The sequence below is a fragment of the Pseudomonas sp. BNK-30 genome, from assembly GCF_047456185.1.
GTDB classification, from domain to species: domain Bacteria; phylum Pseudomonadota; class Gammaproteobacteria; order Pseudomonadales; family Pseudomonadaceae; genus Aquipseudomonas; species Aquipseudomonas putida_E.
On the sequence record NZ_CP179904.1, the window covers coordinates 1,000,605 to 1,019,629 of the forward strand.

Below are 19,025 nucleotides of genomic sequence, written 5' to 3' on the forward strand. Positions count from 1 at the left end.
GCCTCATCGGTCTGGACAAGTCATTGAGAAATGATGACTTTTTCTCCGGTTAAAGGTTGTAACTTCGCCCCAGACCGGTACAATGGCGCGGCTCGCTGCTTGGCGAGCCGCGTAGTGGTGGCCCCATCGGTCCCCCCGCATTGATTACCCGTTAACCTGGTCAGGCCCGGAAGGGAGCAGCCATAGCGGGAACATCGAGTGCCGGGGTGTGGCTGGTGGGGCCGCCTCCATTACGCAAGTCCTTGAATTCTCAAGGATTTCTCGCTCAAAAATCTCGAAGTGTGACAGCGTTTAGGTACACCTGAGTGGTGCACTGTGCTGATTATCCTATCCGATTATCCCGCTTCCCCCAATCATTGTTCTGTCATCCCCTCAGGTATGTCGTGCAGCCCTGTGCATCAATGATGGTTATGGGGTGAGCGTGTGCATTGTTAAAAAATGCGGCGTTCAGCAATCGCAAGGGTGATTTGACAGTCGTCAGTGGTAACCGTTTAGCTCTTCGGGCTAGCGGGCGGTGTCATGGGTGTAGCTCCTGATTGCCATGAAGGCTAATTGACACTATTTTGTACGGCCTATTGATACCTCAAGGACGGCGCGGTGAAATCTAGAAACCTGTATACAATCCATGATGTGATCATCAGAAACTACACGGTCACGGCGCTACCGTCGGGTAAGTTTCTGCACCAGTTCAACCCGCTTACTACCGATACCCTGTACCAATTCGAGACCAACAGCAGCAATGCGGAATTGGTGGATGGAGACCGCTACAACATCGGATTCGTTACAGACAAGGCGGGGAGGAACATCATTGAGCCGTCTGCTCTAGGAAAGGCCGACACTGCTAACAAGCTGCTGAGCTACTCGGCTGCAAAACATTTCTCGATAGACAAGCTGGCTGAGAATAAGGGCAAGAATGACGCCCGTGTGAGGCACCGAGCGAAAGACGGTTATTACTGGGGTCGTAAGTATGCATGGCGCCGTTTCGGGTTGGTGATAGCGAAGAGTGCTTTCTACCAGTACCTTGAAGAGATTGCCCACCCTTTCGTTCCGTGCAAAACCATCAACGACGATGTAGGCATACACTCGAATGAAGAGTCGATTGCCTTCAAGGAAGAAGGGTTGGAAGAGGCTATGGATCGACTGATTGAAACCGCCGAGCGGGTTGGGCGGTACTTCAAATCACCGCTTTACAGCAAGAAGTTTCAGGTTCGTCCTGTCAACGCAATTTCTGACAAGAAGTAGCTAGGGCAAAGCAGGGGCAATGACTCTACCTTTAGAGGTGTCTTGCCCTTTTTCCCTGACGAAATCCCCCCCGCCGCGAGGACCATGCACCTTAGCTTGGCCCAAGGTTTTGGCTCGGGATAATAATGGAAGGCAACCTTTGGTGGAGTGGATTCATGCTTAGGTTGCACTGTTAATCACCCACTTCCTAACTGACAAAGGGATGTCAGATGTCTACCATTTTCAATGAAATCATTCGCTATAAAGCACGGAAGCTAGCCAAGGCTCACATTAAGCGAGCCATGGGGGATTTTGAGCATGGCGGACGCTTTGATTTTGAAGACTGCCAGCGAGACATACGTAACAGCTACTGGCAGAGGAAAAGTGTCAATTTTGTCTTTGACAGGGCTTATGACCGCCCGTGGTCTCTGCTGGGGAGTGAGGATGCCATCAGGGGTTGCAGGAGGTTTGACGTTCCGGCTTACCTGCAAGGCTGGCGAAGCCAGATTCTGTCGCTGGCGTACAATGGGTGGGTAAATCCGCGAGTGGTTCAGCAGTATGGCTGGATTGATGAAGTGGTAGGTCAGCAGTACATCAACACCAAGCATCACCTTGATCAGTTGGATTGGGGCTCTGCTCCTCATGACAAGAAAAACCGGGTTGGGTAGCTGTTTACAAACGGAACCTATGCCCCCGCCGTCAAAAACTCCTCTGCAATTCAGTACTGGTTGGGCTCTTGAGCTAGAAATATAATCTGGTGGTTTTTCCGAGGTGCTAAGCAGGTGCGAATAAGCCAATAGGAATCGTTCTTGTTTTTAAAATAAGTAGGGGTGGTGAGGTGTCACCTCCTGATCTAAGTGGCAGAGGCGTGGCTGGCGCCAGAGTTGTTACGCTGCCTTCACTCGTTGCACCGTAGATACTGCACAACCCACAATCTCAGCAGTCTTGCGGATGCTCTTGCCTGCACCAAGGCATTCTTTGATGCGGTTATGAAGTGCCTGATCGACCTGTCTGCCCTTGTAAACATCTCTGGCCTTGGCATTCTCAATACCCTCAGCCTGACGGCGGCGGCGATCTTCATAGTCCTTGCGTGCAACCACAGCGAGCATATCGAGCAACATCCCGTTCACAGCGTTGATCATGCCTTTGGTGAAGTCGTCTTGAACTTGGGAAGGTTTCAATGCGGCATGACTGGTTGCTAAGTCGAGCGACACCACTGTGACCTTCTTCGCTGCGATGATGGCTTTCAGGCTTGCCCAGTCATCAGGAGAAAGGCGGGACAGCCTGTCTACCTGCTCAATCAGCAGCACATCACCATCATGACTATCGTCCAGCAAACGAAACAGTTCTGGACGATGGAGCTTGGTCCCTGATTCGTTCTCTGTGTAAAAGGCGGCGATCTTGTGACCGTTGTCAGCAGCGAACTGAACGAGAGCGCCTTTGGCACGGCTGGCGTCTTGGGAGTCGGTCGAAGCTCGAAGGTATGCACGGATGAACATGATGGCTGGTGCCTTGTGCCGTTTTGGATGTGCCGATTTTAACTGTGCTCGTTAGGGTTGTCTATCGAGTTATTCGGTACATTCGTGTGGTGCCGTTTGCCTGTACTCGCTGATCTATACCCAAATGAACTCACCTCCACGGTATCCTTCCGGCGTTAGGTGATGCGATCTGACAACTCAAGGCTTTGTATCATTCGGGTGTTAACTGGGGATTTGACGTATGTGGTATCAGCCCTTCCGAGAATGGCGACCAGAAGCCGACATACCAACGCCTTCATTTGCAGGGTGACATTTGTGGGATCTCCATCAGGCTTGTTACCACCGTAAATCGAGAACCCTAAAGGCTCATCGAAGAATAGTGCTTCGTGGATGGCATCATTACGGGCGGTTGATAGGGGCGAAGCTCCTGCTTTGCTTTCTGCCCATTCGGGTATGGGAATATCGAATTTTTCACACATCCATTGGATTCGTCGTGCATGAGGCACGCGTAGCTTGGTCTCCTCCTTGACTTCGAGAAGTTTGAAACAGCCATCTAATGCCATGTAGAGGTATTGAAACCGCTCAAAAGGAAGGCTCTGTGGGTACTGGGCCAAGAACAAAGCATGAATGACTGCGGCGATCCTCTTGGGTGCACGAGGAGCGTCGCGTTCCTGTTCTAGGAAATCGAGTGCCAAATGCACAGCTTCGATTAGGGTGGGGCGGTGGAGGACGAAGTCAACGAGCTTGTGTGGCTTAACGGGAGTCGCATCAAGAAAACCCGCCTCTGTATTCGTCAGGCGCATGCCAGTGAAAAAGGATAGGCACCAGACTACAAAGTCGAGGTCGTCTTGGTTTTTGCTTCTATGAAGGGTTAAGGCATGAGTTTTGGGCAGCCCAAAGACGCGACTACTATAGGGCATTGATCGGACAATTCCGCTCACGAAGTGCAATCGCTGCTGTGGTCCCGGGTAGAGCCAGCCGTCGATGACATTCTCATCTTCGGCGATTGAGGATACGGTATCCTCGTGATCTGGTAGGGTCAGGATGGAAAACCTTTCAGTCTCCAGATCGCAGCGTACTGGGTAGTAACCGAAGTTTGTGGTAATTCCGCTTGCCAATGAATGCTGCGGTTTTCCGGGCATGGTTGTGGATGCCTCGTGCAGTTTAATTTGCGGTGTTCTAAAGCTCAGGAACGGAGCGAATCGATCCCTGAGGCGATTGCTTGGGCGTTTGTGTCCAAGGTTTGCAGGATGCCGAGCACATTGTCGTGCACGTTGGTTGATCCCCGCTGCTTGATCCAAAGCGAGAGTTCTTCAAGGCCAGCACGTAGGGCAGTCTGGTTGAGGTGCAGCAGCTCCAGCGTGTCAGCAGTGACTGAGATACGGTCGTCCATGTAGTAGTCCTATGAGGGGTCGAGCCTGAGTGTAGCGTCGATCTGACTGGTTACAGATCCTCAAGAAGCTCGGAAAGGGACATGCTCAGGCCGTCAGCAAGCACCTTGGCCGCTTCAAGGCTGGGGTTAGCTGTGCCTGTCTCGATGCGGGACATGTAGGTACGGACAAAGCCGCATTTGTCAGCGAATGCCTCTTGGCTGAAGCCTTGGCTGCTGCGTAGTTCGCGGATTCTTTGGCCAAAAGCTTTTCGTAGGTGTTGGTTTGTCTGCATCCCCGCATGATGGTTTGACGCACTCTGATCGTGAACACACTGACTGATGACACACCAAGTGATACATTAGGTCAATCTCCACCTATCGGTGGGCAAGCGCAATCATGTCAGGACGGATCAACTATGAACGAAAAGCTCTTCGTATTGGCTAGCCAGAAGAAGACCACCAGCCACGTGCTACACCTGCTGCTCTGCATACCAACGTTCGGCCTGTGGTTGATCGTCTGGCTGCTGGTTGCAGGTAGTAACAGCAAGCACAATGCACGGATACAGAAGCAGATGGGCCATGTGCTGGATTACAAGGTGCAGGGTTTGAGCGATGTTGAAACCTATCAACGTGTAGCGGCTGACGAAGCAGCCAGCAAACGTAGAAACGACCAGATTTTCGTCCTCACAGTAATTGCAGTGACTGTGGGATTGTTCCTGCTCATGAAGTAGCTTTACCTAATGAGGTTAAGCCGATTGCTCCGCACCGAAAGCGGCAAGCTTTCCGCTGGTTGCACTGTAGATGACCGTAGGTCAGGATCGTGGACACCTAACGGTGTAGAGGGGGTGAAACAACAACCACCCCCCAAAACTACTAATCCGCACTATCCACAGCTGACGCTGTTCCTGTGCACAATATCCGATCCGCAGGATTGAGTTTTGCACGATCAGAGCGTAGCTTTAGTAGTAGCTCGTATTCTGTTGTCCAACCATGTTATTGGTTGGTTGGACTAGTACGCTTGGCCGTTAGCGTCAGCTAGCAATGATAGTTTTTTTCATTTGGGACAACCTTGTTGTTTGTTGTCCCTGTGTACGACTCATTGCTTGCGCAATAGGGGTAGGGTTTTTCACCTGAGCCAACGCATACAGCTTAGACTTGACGGTCTAATGAGTGTTTATGAACGGTGCAAGAAATCCTTGTATATAATAGGACTTTCTTCAACCCCTTGTATTGCGTGGCTTGCAGTAAGATTCTTGCGTAGTTTTTTTAAAAAAGTGATGTGAAACTACGCAAGGTCAACAACCAGCATTTCGGGTCAAGCGGCAAGTGCTGCTGTGGTAATGGTGTTGTCATCCCATCCTCTTCTATTCATGCTCGATGCCGATTGAGGGTGGAGAGTTGTCCAGTCACGATACCAATGCTTGATGTACTCATCCCGTTTGGCATCATCACCCCGGAAGATCAGCCATGGATTTACTGTCAGCTTGATTTCACCCGTGCGAATGCCACCCTGCCTTGAGGTGCTCACGCGCACCATATTGGTGCTGATCAGCGCTCCCAACTTCTTCATCAAGTTTGGAGCTGTTGTACTCAATGCCTTCGCCAAGTCGGCTTGAGGCATGATGATCATGTTCCGGTACTGAACCAGCTCGTGCAGTTTGCTCAGAGTGTTCATCATCGGGACAGTGATACGACAGTCCACGCCTGTCCGGCGCCATAGGCCATGGGCGTAGTTCTGTGCGTCGGTCAGTGAGTGCAGCGTATGCGTTGGCAGCTTGCGGCGGTCGACGTGCTTCAGATGCGCGTGCAGGTCGTCAGCACTGCGGCACTTACTCAGTTCTGGCTGGTAGTCAGGGCGTTTGCTGAAGACAGAAGGCTTGTCATCGTAACCAAAGATCTCGCCGGTTGTTGGGCTGATCAGCAGTCCATCGACGTTAAGGAAGGGTGATGCGGTAAAAGCTGGGCATTCGTATGCCATTGTACGTTCTCCTCTTCAAGTTCATTTCGATAGGCAGTTCCTCTTGGGTTGTGCCGATTTTGTTTGGTAAATCGCAGGCAAATTTAAGCCCCCATGCAATGCACCTATTTGGTGGTCGCGGTGGAGGCTCTTCAGTATGTCTGTCTGCTCTCTGAAGCAGGTTAAGGATCTTACACGCTTTGCGATGACCGGTCAAGATCGATACTTGACAAGCCAGATTTCACCATAAACCGATATTCGTGGTGAGGAACGCGCTTCGCTTAATCTATAGCTCCCTTTTGCCCTGTAATCATTGGGTTTGGTGTGAGAGGCGGTTGGATATCATCCCGCTGAAGGGAAGGTTTAACCGAGGTTATTGGTGGGTTATTCGAGGTTATTTGATGTGCTTCATGGCCTCGACCATCGCCTTGATTGGCGTCCTGCTACCGTAGATGCCAAAGGTCACGGAGCTATCTTCATGACCCACCATCCGCTTGATCAGTGAGTCTTGCACGCCAGCATCACGCAGGTCATCGATGAAGGTGTGGCGGAAGCTGTGGAAGGTTTTGCGTGGGTCGGTGATACCCAGTTTCGCCTTATAGCGGCCAAACCATTTAGATGCCGCGTGACCTCGTTTACCGCGTACTGCTTCAAGCTCGGGGAACAGGCGATCAGCTCCATCTGTCCTCTCCGATTCAGCGTACTGCAACAATCCCAACTCAATCAGTGAAGGGTGCAGGGGAAGTACTCGGCGGCTGCTGGCATTCTTAAGGTTCTGGCCTTCACGGCTGTCATCGATGCGGATGCACTGGACGCCCTGTTGCTCAATGAAGTCATCGACACGCAGTTGGCACAGTTCTTCCAGTCGTGCCCCAGTGGTTCGCCCAAGGAGTGGCAGCCAGTAACGCCACGGGTGCTTTCGGGCTTCTCTTCGCAGCGCATCGTGGTTCAGCAGGGCATTTAGGTCGTGTGGTTCAAAAGACAGCCGGGCTTCCTTCGCTGATCCTGTCATGACTTTCATGCCCGTCAGTGGGTTGTCTGTGACGTACCCATTCGTTTTGCACCAGTTCAGGAAGGCGGTGAGCTTGCGTAGCCGATTGTTCACTGTGACAGCGGTGATGGTCTTGTAAGAACTTCCTGAGTCAACCACCTGCCTCAGTGTCTTTCCCTTGAACTCGGGGCGTAAGCCGAAATATTGCGGGCATAGGCTGAGCCGTTCCTTTAGAAGGCGTGCTTGGTGCGCATCGAAGGCTTTAGCGGGCATGTCACCCACCAACTCGAAAAGGTCTGATAAGGCTCGCTCGACTTCCTCGGTGCTGACCTGTCGCCATGTGCCTCCCCGTTTCCCTTCCTCTATATAAAGCTTGGAGAGTGCCACGAGGGTAGGGCTGTCGCTATTCCGTTTCGCTGAGACTGCCGTAGCGATCCGTGGAGCGGTTTGGATAGTGGGCGTGGGTGTAGAGTCCCGCCATTGTGAACACAACGTACGAAGCGTCTGGAGGTCTTCAAGAGGGTGCTCGCTAAGGTGGTGATGCAACCGCTGCACCAGTGATGTGGCAATAAAGATGGCGCTTTGACGATGCCGTATGTTCAGGCTCAAACGCAAAGTGTTACACCTCGGGAATAGGTGCTTTGGCAGCTTGAGATTCAGGTAGTAGAGCGCCCCGCGCTTGATGATGTAGGCCATGGGTGTGACACCAAAGTGTTACAGCAAAGTGTGACAGTGCTGGCTACACCCAAGTTTTGAGCACCCATGCTGGGTGTCTGCACGGGTAGAGCGTCTGCTACCCCCATCAGCCTGAAACCCTTGCCCCATAAGGCCTGCATTGATTCCCGAGCATGCTTGCATGCCACCCGGTCAGGCCCGGAAGGGAGCAGCCATAGCGGGAACATCGAGTGCCGGGGTGTGGCTGGTGGGGCCGCCTCCATTTCTGGGGTTCAAAAACCTCAGCCTGTCACGATACGGCCTTTCCTCTGGCCCGTTTACCTCGCAGCGCCCCTGCTGCTGACAGCTTCATCAAGCGCTGAAATTTCGGACAGGCCAGGTGGTTTTCCTCTGAGCACTGCGCTGCATGCCGCAGCCCCTTGCCAAGTGCCTGCAAGCGTTTGACCTGTGCATCGATTTCGTCCGCCTTGGCCATCAGCCTCTGCCGATCGACCTGCTGGTCCACCAGCATCGCCCCGACTTCATCGAGGGAAAAACCTGCGGCCTGTCCCAAGGCGATCAGTGCCAGCCTGTCCGTAACATCGGCGGCGAACTGGCGCCGCTGGCCACGCCCGGCAAGTGACTCGAGCAGGCCTTTCTTTTCGTAGTAACGCAGTGTCGATGCAGGGACGCCTGTGCGTTTGGCGACATCGGCAATATCCATTGAGGGGCCTTGACTTGAAGTTGACTTCAACTTCTATGCTGCGTGGCAGGTTGCTTAATGTCAATTTCAGAGGGCTGAATCAATGACGCTTGCCATGCTACAAGCTGCTTTGCTGATCGGGGTCGGTGCTACCGTGATCATGGACCTGTGGGGGATGTTGCTGCGGCGCTTGGGTATCGCCACGCTGAACTTCGCCATGGTGGGGCGTTGGGTAGGGCATCTGCTGCGGGGGCGAGTACGGCATCAGGCAATTGCCAGGGCCGAACCGGTGGCGAACGAGCTGATCTGGGGGTGGTTGATCCATTATGGGATTGGTGTGTTGTTTGCGGTGGTGCTGGTAGGGGTGGCCGGCGAGGGCTGGTTACGCGCGCCGACGGTGTGGCCTGCATTGGCGTGGGGTGTGGTGACGGTGGCGGCGCCGCTGTGCTTCATGCAGCCATTGATGGGGGCAGGGTTCTTTGCCGCCAGGACGCCGACGCCTTGGCCTAATTGTCTGAAGAGTTTGGTTACGCACTTGGTATTTGGGGTTGGGTTGTACTTGAGTGCCGGTTTTATTTCGGCTCTTTGAAGAAAGTGCTCGGGATTACAGGTGTCCCAGGATCGTGCGCCAGTTACTCAGCGTAGGCGAACCATGCAGGGTGCAATTTCGGCCCCGCTCCGCTAGCATTAGCGATCTTCCGCTCGATCAGGCTACGATGGTTTTTCGATGAGTTATCAGGTTCTTGCACGTAAATGGCGTCCGCGCTCGTTCCGCGAAATGGTCGGCCAGGCCCATGTGCTGAAGGCCTTGATCAATGCCTTGGACAATCAGCGCCTGCACCACGCCTACCTGTTCACCGGTACCCGGGGCGTGGGCAAGACGACCATCGCCCGTATTATCGCCAAGTGCCTGAACTGCGAAACCGGCATCACCTCCACGCCATGTGGCACCTGTTCGGTGTGCCGGGAGATCGATGAAGGCCGTTTCGTCGACCTGATCGAGATCGACGCCGCCAGCCGCACCAAGGTCGAGGACACCCGCGAACTGCTCGACAACGTGCAGTACGCCCCCAGCCGCGGGCGCTTCAAGGTCTACCTGATCGACGAAGTGCACATGCTGTCCACGCACTCGTTCAACGCCTTGCTCAAGACGCTGGAAGAGCCGCCGCCCTACGTCAAGTTCATCCTCGCCACCACCGACCCGCAAAAGCTGCCGGCCACCATCCTGTCGCGCTGCTTGCAGTTCTCGCTGAAGAACATGAGCCCGGAGCGGGTGGTCGAACACCTGAGTCATGTCCTGGAGGCCGAGAACGTTCCGTTCGAGCCTGATGCCCTGTGGCTGCTGGGCCGCGCTGCCGATGGTTCGATGCGTGATGCCATGAGCCTCACCGACCAGGCGATCGCGTTCGGTGAGGGCAGGGTGTTGGCCGCCGATGTGCGGGCCATGCTCGGCAGCCTCGATCACGGCCAGGTCTATGGTGTGCTGCAGGCGCTGCTGGAAGGGGATGCGCGGGCGCTGCTGGAGGCGGTGCGCAACCTCGCCGAGCAGGGGCCGGACTGGAGTGGCGTGCTGGCCGAAATGCTCAATGTGTTGCACCGGGTCGCCATTGCCCAGGCGCTGCCCGAGGCGGTGGACAATGGTCAGGGTGATCGCGACCGAGTGCTGGCGCTGGCGTCGGCCTTGCCTGCCGAAGATGTGCAGTTCTATTACCAGATGGGCCTGATTGGCCGACGCGACCTGCCCTTGGCACCCGACCCGCGGGGCGGTTTCGAAATGGTCCTGCTGCGGATGCTGGCGTTCCGACCGGCCGATAGCGACGATGCGCCGAAACCGGTACTAAAGCCGGTGGGGATCAGCCAGGCCACAGCTGATCCTGCAACCCCGGTGGCAGCGCCCACGGTGGTCCCCGACGCGCCTGTCGTTGCTGCCGCAGCACCCGCTGCAGTGGTTGCGGCCCCGCAAGCCGAGCCTGCGGCTGTCGTCGAGGCAATGTCGGCTGTGCCACCACAACCTGAGCCCAAGGCCGAGCTGGCCGAGCCCGAGCCGGCAGCGGAAGAAGAAGTCATCGACCTGCCCTGGGAGGAGCCTGCTGCCAAACCTGCTCCCGTTGCCGTTGAGCCGGAGCCGGAGCCGGAGCCGGAGCCTGCGCCTGCGCCTGCGCCGGCTGCCGCGCCCCAGCCCCCAGTCGCCGAGCCGCAAGATGCCCAGCCGGCCTATGACGAGCCGCCATTCGATCCGTCTGCCTACGCCTCGGCGGGCATGGAGCGTGATGACGAGCCACCGATGGATGAGGACTACTATGGCGGCGAAAGCGACCCGGTGGGCTTCAGCTATCTGGACGAGCTGGTCGAGCACGTTCAGGAAGAGGCCCCCATCGCTGCGCCCGAGCCGCTGCCGGCCGCCAAGCCCGCCACCGGCCTGGCCCTGCAATGGCTGGAATTATTCCCACAGTTGCCTGTGTCCGGGATGACAGGCAACATCGCCGCAAACTGTACGCTGATGGCCGCAGACGGTGACGACTGGCTGCTGCACCTTGACCCGGGTCAGGGCGCCTTGTTCAACGCCACCCAGCAACGCCGGCTGAATGAAGCGCTCAACCAGCACCTGGGGCGCACGCTGAACCTGCGCATCGAGCTTATCCTGCCCGAGCAGGAAACCCCGGCCCAGGCAGCCTCGCGCAAGCGTGCCGAGCGCCAGCAGGACGCCGTGGCGTCGATCGAGCAGGATCCGTTGATCCAGCAGATGATCAAGCAGTTCGGTGCGACCGTGCGGCAGGATACTATTGAACCTGTAGAAGCCCTGGTCAGTCAGGGTCAGTAACGGATAACCATGCGGCCGGCCTGCGGCGGGCTGCATCACACGACCCAATCGAGGTATACCCCCATGATGAAAGGTGGCATGGCCGGCCTGATGAAGCAGGCCCAGCAGATGCAGGAAAAAATGGCCAAGATGCAGGAAGAGCTGGCCAACGCCGAAGTGACGGGCCAGTCTGGTGGCGGCTTGGTCAGCGTGGTGATGACCGGTCGTCATGACGTCAAGCGCGTCAGCATCGATCAAAGCCTGATGTCGACTGAAGAAGACGACAAGGAAGTGCTCGAAGACCTGATTGCTGCTGCACTGAACGATGCCGTACGCAAGGTCGAGCAGAGCAGCCAGGAAAAAATGGGTGGCATGACTGCAGGCATGCAGCTGCCGCCGGGCTTCAAGATGCCGTTCTAAGGCATTTGCAGTTGAAAAGCCGCCGCTGGGTTCCAGGGCGGCTTTTTTTGTGGTGTTGTTTACAGGTCGTTGCTGATGCGGCCGGGCGCATGCCTGGATGTTCTGGCGGCCTTTGGATCGAGCGCCGCTTGTGATAGGTGAGATTTGACGCTGTCAGGCTGCGCCGGTATAAACCGCCTCTCATAGAATTATCAGGCCTTTCCCATGAGCTTCAGCCCCCTTATCCGCCAACTGATCGACGCCCTGCGCACGCTGCCGGGCGTCGGCCAGAAAACCGCCCAGCGCATGGCCCTGCAGTTGCTGGAACGCGACCGCAGTGGTGGGGTGCGCCTGGCCCAGGCGCTTAGCCTGGCCATGGAAGGGGTTGGCCATTGCCGCCAGTGCCGCACCTTGACCGAACAGGAGTTGTGCCCGCAATGCGCTGATACGCGCCGCGACGATACCCAGCTGTGCGTGGTGGAGGGGCCGATGGATGTGTATGCGGTGGAGCAGACCGGCTATCGCGGTCGCTACTTCGTGCTCAAGGGGCATCTGTCGCCGCTTGATGGCCTGGGGCCTGATGCTATTGGCGTGCCGCAGCTGATGGCGCGGATCGAGGAGCAGGGCAGCTTTACCGAGGTGATCCTGGCCACCAACCCGACTGTGGAAGGGGAGGCGACAGCACATTACATCGCGCAGTTGCTGGCCGAGAAGGGGCTGGTAGCCTCGCGGATTGCCCATGGCGTGCCGCTGGGCGGCGAGCTGGAGCTGGTCGACGGCGGCACCCTGGCACATGCCTTTGCGGGGCGTAAGCCGATTTCCCTTTGATTTGAATTGCTGGGGCCGCTGTGCGGCCCTTTCGCGACATAAGGCCGTACGCGGTCCCCTGTAGGGGCGGCCTTGTGTCGCGAAAGGGGTGCAAAGCACCCCAAGAATCACTCAGTACTCGCTCAGCGAAAACTCGGTCAGGCAGAAGGTCGGCACACCCGCCGCCTGCAGCCGGCGCGAACCGTCCAGCTCAGGCAGGTCGATGATCGCCGCCGCCTCGAACACCTGTGCACCGGTGCGGCGCACCAGGTTGGCTGCGGCCAGCAGTGTGCCGCCGGTGGCGATCAGGTCATCGAAGATCAGCACCGAATCGCCTTCGCACAGGCTGTCGGCATGCACTTCCAGGAAGGCTTCACCGTACTCGGTCTGGTAACCCTCCGACAGCACGTCAGCCGGCAGTTTGCCTTGCTTGCGGAACAGGATCAGCGGCTTGTTCAACTGGTGGGCGATGATCGAGCCGATCAGAAAGCCCCGGGCATCCATGGCGCCGATGTGGCTGAACTCCGCCTCGACATAGCGTTCGATGAACTGGTCGGCGACATAACGCAGCCCGCGTGGCGACTGGAACAGCGGGGTGATGTCGCGGAAGATCACACCCGGCTTGGGGAAGTCCACTACCGGGCGGATCAGGGCTTTGAGGTCGAAGGCTTCGCTGTGCATTGTTGCAGGTATCCTGAAAAACGAATGCGCCAGTATACCTTTTTCAAGCAGGCTTTCAGGCCTCCATCGCACCACCGGCCAGCGCACACAGCTGGATCGGGTCGAGGATGTGCACTTCCTTGCCCTCGGCGCGCAGCAGGCCGTTCTGCTGGAAGCGGGTGAACACCCGCGACACGGTTTCAACGGCCAGGCCCAGGTAATTGCCGATTTCGTTGCGCGACATGCTCAGGCGGAACTGGTTGGCCGAATAGCCGCGGGCGCGGAAGCGTGCCGACAGGTTGACCAGGAAGGTGGCAATGCGCTCATCGGCGGTCTTTTTCGACAGCAGCAGCATCATTTGCTGGTCGTCGCGGATTTCACGGCTCATCACCCGCATCAGCTGGCGGCGCAGCTGGGGTAGTTGCACCGACAGCTCATCGAGGCGCTCGAACGGGATTTCGCACACCGAGGTGGTTTCCTGCGCCTGGGCCGAGACCGGGTAGGCTTCAGTGTCCATGCCGGACAGGCCGACCAGTTCGCTGGGCAGGTGGAAGCCGGTGATCTGCTCCTCGCCGCTGTCGCTCAGGCTGAACGTCTTGAGGGCGCCGGAACGTACGGCGTAAACCGAGCCGAAATTGTCACCCTGGCGGAACAGGAACTCGCCCTTTTTCAGCGGGCGTCCGCGTTTGACGATTTCATCCAGTGCATCCATGTCTTCCAGGTTGAGCGAAAGAGGCAGGCACAGGGGGGCCAGGCTGCAATCCTTGCAATGGGCCTGGCCGTGGGCGCGCAGTTTGACTGGCTCGGACATTTGAATCGATCCTTGTGGGAAAGCACACATAAGTCGTAAGGGTAACCTACGGCATAGGGTGTAGGCCAGTGTGCGCGAGGATGATGCGCCTTGGCCGAACCCCAGCTGCATCATGCCGGGGGTCCGTTCTTGCCCATAGTGTGCCTGGCAAGCGGGCTTGTCCACACGGTCAAAGATTCGCTTGGCTAGATCACCCGCGAGAATCGCTGACGGTCGTGCATCGCCAGATACGCGTCGAACACCATGCATACCGAGCGGGCCAGCAGGCGCCCGGCCGGCAGGATGCGGATGCCCTTTTCGTCGAGGCGGATCAGGCCGTCCTTTTGCATGTTCAGCAGCGCTGGCCAAAGATCGTTGAAATAGCCCCGAAAATCGATGGTGAACGCGCTTTCGATCGGCTCGAAGTCGAGCTCGAAGTGGCAGATCAGTTGCTGGATCACTGCCCGTCGCAGGCGGTCATCGTGATTGCACAGCAGCCCGCGCTGGGTTGCCAGCTGGGAGCCGGACAGCGCGTCCTGATAGGTATTGAGGTCGCTGCTGTTCTGGCAGTACAGGTCGCCGATCTGGCTGATTGCCGAAACCCCCAGGCCGATCAGGTCGCAGTGGCCGTGGGTGGTGTAGCCCTGGAAGTTGCGCTGCAGGGTACCTTCTTCCTGGGCGACGGCCAGCTCGTCGTCGGGCAGGGCGAAGTGGTCCATGCCGATGTAGCGATAGCCGGCGGCGGTGAGCTGCTCGATGGTGGCCCGGAGCATCTCCAGCTTGGCTGCCGGGGCCGGCAGGTCGTTGCTGTCGATACGCCGTTGTGGCATGAAGCGCTCAGGCAGGTGGGCGTAGTTGAAGACCGAGAGGCGATCGGGCTGCAGGCGGATCACCTCCTCGACGGTGCGGGCGAAGCCTTCCGGGGTCTGCTTGGGCAGGCCGTAGATCAGGTCCAGGTTGACCGAGCGGAACTGCAAGGTACGCGCCGCTTCGATCAGGGTGCGGGTCTGTTCCAGGCTCTGCAGGCGGTTGATCGCGCGCTGCACCGCAGGGTCCAGGTCCTGCACACCGAGGCTCACGCGGTTGAAGCCCAGTTCGCGCAATAGGCCCATGGTCGACCAGTCGGCCTCGCGCGGGTCCAGTTCGATGCCGTAGTCGCCGGAATCATCGTCCAGCAGGTTGAAGTGCTGGCGCAGGGTGGCCATCAGCTGGCGCAGTTCCACATGGCTGAGGAAGGTCGGCGTGCCGCCGCCCAGATGCAACTGTTCAACACGCTGTTTAGGGTCCAGGTGGCAGGCGATCAGCTGGATTTCCTGCTCCAGGCGCTGCAGGTAGGGTGCGGCTCGGCCACGGTCCTTGGTGATCACCTTGTTGCAGGCGCAGTAGTAGCAGATGTTGGCGCAGAACGGCACGTGTACGTACACAGACAGCGGGCGCACGGCCCGGCGGCTTTCGCGCAGGGCGTGGAGCAGGTCGAACGAGCCGACTTCGCTGTGCAGTTGCACCGCGGTCGGGTAGGAGGTGTAGCGCGGGCCGGCCAGATCGTAGCGGCGGATCAGGTCGGCATCCCAGCGTAGATCTTCGAGCATGTGGGCGGTCCCCGGAATGAGCAGCAGTGCCCCGGAGTCTATGGTCGTCTGTAGGAATCTGTGTTGATTTGTATCAAGAGCTAGGGGGCCGCTGCGCAGCAGCGCCTGTCAGTGCCCCATCAGCCAATGCTGGTGCGGCCCCGGCAGTGTCCACAGGCCGAACAGGATGACCAGCAGCCCTCCTGCCATGCGCACGCTACGCCGCCGCAACAGGCTGTTGACCCGCTCCGCCGCCAGCCCTGTGGCCAGCAGCACAGGCCAGGTACCCAGCCCGAACGCCAGCATCAGCGCCGCGCTATACCCCGCATTGCCCTGGCTGGCTGCCCACAGCAAGGTGCTGTAAACCAGCCCGCATGGCAGCCAGCCCCACAGCGCGCCAAGCAGCAGGGCCCGGGGCAGGCTGGAGACCGGCAACAGGCGCGAGGCCACTGGCTGGATATGCCGCCAAAGCCCTCTGCCCAGTGCTTCGATGCGTGTCAGCCCGCTCCACCAGCCGGCCAGGTACAAGCCCATGGCGATCAGCAGCAACGCGGCCACCACCCGCAGTGCCAGGGCGGCAGGGCTGCTGGCTACCGCCCAGCCGGCCAGGCCCAGCAGCAGGCCGGCGCAGGCATAACTGAGGACCCGCCCAAGGTTGTACGCCAGCAGCAGGCGCAGGCGCCGGCCCCGTTGCTCCGGCGGGATCGCCAGAGTCAATGCGCCCATCAGGCCGCCGCACATGCCCAGGCAGTGGCCGCCGCCGAGCAGGCCGAGGACCAGCGCGGAGCCGAGCAGGGGAAGCAGGTCAGGCACGGGGTGGTTGGTCCTTGTCTTGCGGCTCGTCGGGCTCTTGTTTGACAGCAGCCTGGTGGCGTGGGTCCTGGTCGTCGAACAGGATGCTGTGGGCAGGGCTTTCAAGGTCGTCGTACTGGCCGCTGTCCACCGCCCAGAAAAAGATGTACACGGCGACGCCGACGAGCAGCAGGGCGGCCGGGATCATGACATAAAGGGCTGGCATGGGCGGCTCCTGATCAGGCAATGGCAGGTTGTGGGGCGCTGGCGGTGGCCGCCACGCCCGGCAGCCGGGTCAGGCGCAGGGCATTGAGGACCACGATCAGCGAGCTGACCGACATGCCGACGGCGGCCCATACCGGGGTGATCCAGCCGAGCGCGGCAAACGGCAGCATGAGGCCATTATACAGGGTCGCCCAAAGCAGGTTCTCGATGATGTTGCGGCGGGTGCGGCGGGCCAGGTCGAAGGCATGTACCAGCGCTTGCAGGCGGTTGCTCAACAGCACTGCATCGGCACTGGTCTTGGCAAGGTCGGTGGCACTGCCCATGGCAATGCTGATATCGGCGGCGGCCAGCACCGGCACATCGTTGACCCCGTCACCCAGCATCAGCACCTTGCGTCCTGAAGCCTGCAGAGCCTTGAGCCGGTCCAGCTTGTCGTCCGGGCGCAGGCCGCCGATGGCCTGATCGATACCCAGTTGGGCGGCTACTTCGGCGACCATGGGCGAGCTGTCGCCCGACAGCAGCAGGGTACGCCAGCCACGCGCCTTGCAGGCCGCCAGCAGGGCAGGGGCGTCCTCGCGCAGGCGGTCGTCCAGGCCGAACCAGGCCAGCGGGCCTTGGCGATCACCCAGCAGCAGCCATTGGCCGCGGGGCTCCGGGACAGTCGGGATTTCGGCGCCGCTGAGGGCGCAAACGAACGTGGGCTGGCCGATGCGCAGGCGTTGCCCGCCGACCAGCCCTTCCAGGCCCAGCCCAGGTACCGTTTGCACATCCTCCGCAGGCTCGGCATTGCGACCGAAGGCGCGGGCGATGGGGTGCTCGGAGCGGTTTTCCAGGGCGGCGGCAAGGGCCAGGCAGCGGTCGGCGGCCACTGCGCCCAGCGGGCGAATGCTGCGCAGCGTGAGGCGGCCCTCGGTGAGCGTGCCGGTTTTGTCGAAAATGACCGTGTCGATCTGGTTGAGGCCTTCCAGTACATGGCCGCGGGTGACCAGCAGGCCGAGCTTGTGCAGCGTACCGGTGGCGGCGGTCAGTGCAGTAGGGGTGGCGAGCGAGAGCGCGCATGGGCAGGTGGCTACCAGCATGGCCAGGACAATCCAGAACGCCCGTGTCGGGTCCAGGTGCCACCACCACAGGCCTATGACGATGGCGGCCACCAGCGTGAACAGCAGGAACCATTGCGATGCACGGTCGGCAATCTGCGCCAGGCGTGGCTTTTCCGTCTGCGCGCGTTCCAGCAGGCGGACGATGGCCGACAGTCGCGACTCCTGGCCAAGGGCTTCGATTTCTACGTTCAGCGTGCTTTCGACATTCAGGGTGCCGCCGGTGACCCGGTCGCTGACCCGCCGCGGTTGCGGCAGGTACTCACCGGTCAGCAGCGACTCGTCGACGCTGGAGCGGCCTTCGACAATGCGCCCGTCAGCCGGGATCACTGCGCCGGGCAACACCTGCACGGTGTCGCCGCGTTGCAGTTCGCTGAGCAGGATGCGCTCGCTGCGGCCAAGGCTGTCCAGGCGCAGGCAAGAGGCCGGTAGCAGGTTGACCAGTTGCGCGGTGGCCGCTGCCGTACGCTCGCGGGCGCGGCGTTCAAGGTAGCGGCCGGTGAGCAGAAACAGTGCGAACATGCCCACGGTGTCGAAATACAGTTCGCCACTGCCGGTGATGGCCGTCCAGATCCCGGCACCAAAGGCCAGGGCGATGGCCAGCGATACCGACACGTCCATGGTCAGGTGGCGGGTGCGCAGGTCGCGTGCGGCCCCTTTGAAGAAGGGCGCGCAACTGTAGAACACGATCGGGATGGTGAGAAACAGCGCCACCCAGCGCAGGATGGTGTGCAGCTCGGGCGACAGGTCGATGTTGAATTCCGGCCAGGTGGCCATGGTCGCCATCATCGCCTGGAACCACAGCAGCCCGGCCACGCCCAGCCTGCGCAGGGCGCTGCGGTTTTCGCGGGCCAGTTGCTCGGCGGCCTGGTCTGGCTGGTAGGGGTGGGCGGCGTAGCCGATCTGGCGCAGCTCGGCCAACAATCGCGAGAGCGGCAGCCGTTGGTCTTCCCAACTGAGCAGCAGGCGATGGTTGGACAGGTTAAGACGTGCGTCGGCCACGCCGGGCAGGTTGCGCAAGTGCTTTTCGATCAACCAGCCGCAGGCGGCGCAGCTGATGCCTTCGACCAGCAGGGTGGTTTCGGCCAGCTCGCCCTGGTGGCGGACGAAGGTCTGTTGCACGTCACTGCGGTCGTACAGGGCCAGTTCGTCCTGCAACTGCTTGGGCAGGGCCTCGGGGTTGGCGCTGTTGTCGCTGCGGTGCTGGTAGTAGTGCTCCAGGCCACCGGCGACGATCGACTCGGCCACTGCCTGGCAGCCGGGACAGCAGAAGCGCCGGGGCTGGCCGAGGACCACGGCGGTGAAGCGGCTGCCCGGGGGGACGGGCAGGGCGCAGTGATAGCAGGGGGTGGGCTGGGTCATCACATCATTGCCTTACATATATCGCCTGGCCGGCGCGTTCCCCTGTAGGAGCGGCCTTGTGTCGCGAAAGGGGCGCGAAGCGGCCCCAAATTTTGAGCTTCGCAGCATAGATTGCTCAGCTTGGCAGCATAGGTTGCTGGGGCCGCTTC

Annotated in this window: 20 protein-coding genes and 1 other RNA gene; 8 read left to right on the forward strand and 13 right to left on the reverse strand. The window is 59.3% G+C overall.

Annotation, left to right across the window (positions count from 1 at the left end; translation table 11 throughout):
• Positions 1–124: 124 nt before the first annotated feature.
• From ffs to ACMGGN_RS04750, 3 genes are all read left to right on the forward strand, one after another.
• Positions 125–221, forward strand: an RNA gene (gene ffs / locus ACMGGN_RS04740) — signal recognition particle sRNA small type.
• 376 nt (positions 222–597) lie between these two features.
• On the forward strand, positions 598–1,242 hold the full coding sequence (locus ACMGGN_RS04745; protein ID WP_400722821.1) for a hypothetical protein: 645 nt from the start codon (positions 598–600) through the stop codon (positions 1,240–1,242).
• A 209-nt stretch (positions 1,243–1,451) separates the two neighbouring features.
• Entirely contained in the window at positions 1,452–1,889 is a 438-nt protein-coding gene (locus ACMGGN_RS04750) for a hypothetical protein (RefSeq protein ID WP_414156487.1), read from the forward strand.
• Positions 1,890–2,108: 219 nt separating this feature from the next.
• Here ACMGGN_RS04750 and ACMGGN_RS04755 read toward each other — a convergent pair whose 3' ends face one another.
• From ACMGGN_RS04755 to ACMGGN_RS04770, 4 genes are all read right to left on the reverse strand, one after another.
• On the reverse strand, positions 2,109–2,720 hold the full coding sequence (locus tag ACMGGN_RS04755; RefSeq protein WP_414156488.1) for a recombinase family protein: 612 nt from the start codon (positions 2,718–2,720) through the stop codon (positions 2,109–2,111).
• Between the two features lie 155 nt (positions 2,721–2,875).
• Positions 2,876–3,841, reverse strand: a complete 966-nt coding sequence (locus tag ACMGGN_RS04760) for a hypothetical protein (RefSeq protein ID WP_103469873.1) — start codon at positions 3,839–3,841, stop codon at positions 2,876–2,878.
• A 44-nt stretch (positions 3,842–3,885) separates the two neighbouring features.
• Positions 3,886–4,092, reverse strand: a complete 207-nt coding sequence (locus ACMGGN_RS04765; RefSeq protein ID WP_103469872.1) for a hypothetical protein — start codon at positions 4,090–4,092, stop codon at positions 3,886–3,888.
• A gap of 50 nt (positions 4,093–4,142) precedes the next feature.
• Positions 4,143–4,364: a helix-turn-helix domain-containing protein gene (locus ACMGGN_RS04770; protein ID WP_103469871.1), complete on the reverse strand. Its 222-nt coding sequence runs from the start codon at positions 4,362–4,364 to the stop codon at positions 4,143–4,145.
• Positions 4,365–4,487: 123 nt separating this feature from the next.
• On the opposite strand from ACMGGN_RS04770, the gene ACMGGN_RS04775 reads away from it, so the two are divergent.
• Positions 4,488–4,802: a hypothetical protein gene (locus tag ACMGGN_RS04775; protein WP_103469870.1), complete on the forward strand. Its 315-nt coding sequence runs from the start codon at positions 4,488–4,490 to the stop codon at positions 4,800–4,802.
• Between the two features lie 584 nt (positions 4,803–5,386).
• Here ACMGGN_RS04775 and ACMGGN_RS04780 read toward each other — a convergent pair.
• The 3 genes from ACMGGN_RS04780 to ACMGGN_RS04790 all read right to left on the reverse strand — a co-directional run bounded on the left by ACMGGN_RS04780 (position 5,387) and on the right by ACMGGN_RS04790 (position 8,397).
• Positions 5,387–6,049: a hypothetical protein gene (locus ACMGGN_RS04780; RefSeq protein WP_414156489.1), complete on the reverse strand. Its 663-nt coding sequence runs from the start codon at positions 6,047–6,049 to the stop codon at positions 5,387–5,389.
• A gap of 373 nt (positions 6,050–6,422) precedes the next feature.
• Positions 6,423–7,715: a site-specific integrase gene (locus ACMGGN_RS04785; protein ID WP_103469867.1), complete on the reverse strand. Its 1,293-nt coding sequence runs from the start codon at positions 7,713–7,715 to the stop codon at positions 6,423–6,425.
• Between the two features lie 268 nt (positions 7,716–7,983).
• Positions 7,984–8,397: a helix-turn-helix domain-containing protein gene (locus tag ACMGGN_RS04790; protein WP_119687518.1), complete on the reverse strand. Its 414-nt coding sequence runs from the start codon at positions 8,395–8,397 to the stop codon at positions 7,984–7,986.
• 82 nt (positions 8,398–8,479) lie between these two features.
• Between ACMGGN_RS04790 and ACMGGN_RS04795 the strand changes: the two genes are divergently transcribed.
• The 4 genes from ACMGGN_RS04795 (at position 8,480) to recR (ending at position 12,403) form a co-directional block, all read left to right on the forward strand.
• Positions 8,480–8,965 (forward strand): DUF2938 domain-containing protein, encoded by a 486-nt coding sequence (locus ACMGGN_RS04795; RefSeq protein WP_196996806.1) that lies wholly within the window; start codon positions 8,480–8,482, stop codon positions 8,963–8,965.
• A gap of 138 nt (positions 8,966–9,103) precedes the next feature.
• Positions 9,104–11,197, forward strand: coding sequence for a DNA polymerase III subunit gamma/tau (gene dnaX, locus ACMGGN_RS04800; RefSeq protein WP_414156490.1), 2,094 nt, complete (start codon positions 9,104–9,106; stop codon positions 11,195–11,197).
• Between the two features lie 63 nt (positions 11,198–11,260).
• Entirely contained in the window at positions 11,261–11,596 is a 336-nt protein-coding gene (locus ACMGGN_RS04805) for a YbaB/EbfC family nucleoid-associated protein (protein WP_012315418.1), read from the forward strand.
• A gap of 204 nt (positions 11,597–11,800) precedes the next feature.
• Complete coding sequence (gene recR / locus ACMGGN_RS04810) at positions 11,801–12,403, forward strand: recombination mediator RecR (protein WP_012315417.1); 603 nt, start codon at positions 11,801–11,803, stop codon at positions 12,401–12,403.
• Between the two features lie 111 nt (positions 12,404–12,514).
• On the opposite strand, the gene ACMGGN_RS04815 is transcribed toward recR, so the two are convergent.
• The 6 genes from ACMGGN_RS04815 to ACMGGN_RS04840 all read right to left on the reverse strand — a co-directional run bounded on the left by ACMGGN_RS04815 (position 12,515) and on the right by ACMGGN_RS04840 (position 18,876).
• The gene (locus ACMGGN_RS04815; RefSeq protein ID WP_003254303.1) at positions 12,515–13,063 is read right to left on the reverse strand and encodes an adenine phosphoribosyltransferase; all 549 of its coding nucleotides are present in this window, start codon (positions 13,061–13,063) and stop codon (positions 12,515–12,517) included.
• A 55-nt stretch (positions 13,064–13,118) separates the two neighbouring features.
• On the reverse strand, positions 13,119–13,853 hold the full coding sequence (fnrA, locus tag ACMGGN_RS04820; protein ID WP_012315416.1) for a Crp/Fnr family transcriptional regulator FnrA: 735 nt from the start codon (positions 13,851–13,853) through the stop codon (positions 13,119–13,121).
• A 185-nt stretch (positions 13,854–14,038) separates the two neighbouring features.
• Positions 14,039–15,421, reverse strand: coding sequence for an oxygen-independent coproporphyrinogen III oxidase (gene hemN / locus ACMGGN_RS04825; RefSeq protein WP_115274246.1), 1,383 nt, complete (start codon positions 15,419–15,421; stop codon positions 14,039–14,041).
• 108 nt (positions 15,422–15,529) lie between these two features.
• Positions 15,530–16,213, reverse strand: a complete 684-nt coding sequence (locus tag ACMGGN_RS04830) for a sulfite exporter TauE/SafE family protein (RefSeq protein WP_046785297.1) — start codon at positions 16,211–16,213, stop codon at positions 15,530–15,532.
• Entirely contained in the window at positions 16,206–16,418 is a 213-nt protein-coding gene (gene ccoS / locus ACMGGN_RS04835) for a cbb3-type cytochrome oxidase assembly protein CcoS (RefSeq protein WP_046785296.1), read from the reverse strand. The genes ACMGGN_RS04830 and ccoS overlap by 8 nt, the downstream gene beginning before the upstream one ends.
• A gap of 13 nt (positions 16,419–16,431) precedes the next feature.
• Entirely contained in the window at positions 16,432–18,876 is a 2,445-nt protein-coding gene (locus ACMGGN_RS04840) for a heavy metal translocating P-type ATPase (RefSeq protein WP_414156491.1), read from the reverse strand.
• Positions 18,877–19,025 lie beyond the last annotated feature (149 nt).

Bases quoted from the DNA above. Each gene is read 5' to 3' on its own strand.
- ACMGGN_RS04750 (WP_414156487.1), top strand. From the start codon at position 1,452: ATGTCTACCATTTTCAATGAAATCATTCGCTATAAAGCACGGAAGCTA.
- ACMGGN_RS04755 (WP_414156488.1), bottom strand. From the start codon at position 2,720: ATGTTCATCCGTGCATACCTTCGAGCTTCGACCGACTCCCAAGACGCC.
- ACMGGN_RS04760 (WP_103469873.1), bottom strand. From the start codon at position 3,841: ATGCCCGGAAAACCGCAGCATTCATTGGCAAGCGGAATTACCACAAAC.
- ACMGGN_RS04765 (WP_103469872.1), bottom strand. From the start codon at position 4,092: ATGGACGACCGTATCTCAGTCACTGCTGACACGCTGGAGCTGCTGCAC.
- ACMGGN_RS04770 (WP_103469871.1), bottom strand. From the start codon at position 4,364: ATGCAGACAAACCAACACCTACGAAAAGCTTTTGGCCAAAGAATCCGC.
- ACMGGN_RS04775 (WP_103469870.1), top strand. From the start codon at position 4,488: ATGAACGAAAAGCTCTTCGTATTGGCTAGCCAGAAGAAGACCACCAGC.
- ACMGGN_RS04780 (WP_414156489.1), bottom strand. From the start codon at position 6,049: ATGGCATACGAATGCCCAGCTTTTACCGCATCACCCTTCCTTAACGTC.
- ACMGGN_RS04785 (WP_103469867.1), bottom strand. From the start codon at position 7,715: ATGGCCTACATCATCAAGCGCGGGGCGCTCTACTACCTGAATCTCAAG.
- ACMGGN_RS04790 (WP_119687518.1), bottom strand. From the start codon at position 8,397: ATGGATATTGCCGATGTCGCCAAACGCACAGGCGTCCCTGCATCGACA.
- ACMGGN_RS04795 (WP_196996806.1), top strand. From the start codon at position 8,480: ATGACGCTTGCCATGCTACAAGCTGCTTTGCTGATCGGGGTCGGTGCT.
- dnaX (WP_414156490.1), top strand. From the start codon at position 9,104: ATGAGTTATCAGGTTCTTGCACGTAAATGGCGTCCGCGCTCGTTCCGC.
- ACMGGN_RS04805 (WP_012315418.1), top strand. From the start codon at position 11,261: ATGATGAAAGGTGGCATGGCCGGCCTGATGAAGCAGGCCCAGCAGATG.
- recR (WP_012315417.1), top strand. From the start codon at position 11,801: ATGAGCTTCAGCCCCCTTATCCGCCAACTGATCGACGCCCTGCGCACG.
- ACMGGN_RS04815 (WP_003254303.1), bottom strand. From the start codon at position 13,063: ATGCACAGCGAAGCCTTCGACCTCAAAGCCCTGATCCGCCCGGTAGTG.
- fnrA (WP_012315416.1), bottom strand. From the start codon at position 13,853: ATGTCCGAGCCAGTCAAACTGCGCGCCCACGGCCAGGCCCATTGCAAG.
- hemN (WP_115274246.1), bottom strand. From the start codon at position 15,421: ATGCTCGAAGATCTACGCTGGGATGCCGACCTGATCCGCCGCTACGAT.
- ccoS (WP_046785296.1), bottom strand. From the start codon at position 16,418: ATGCCAGCCCTTTATGTCATGATCCCGGCCGCCCTGCTGCTCGTCGGC.
- ACMGGN_RS04840 (WP_414156491.1), bottom strand. From the start codon at position 18,876: ATGACCCAGCCCACCCCCTGCTATCACTGCGCCCTGCCCGTCCCCCCG.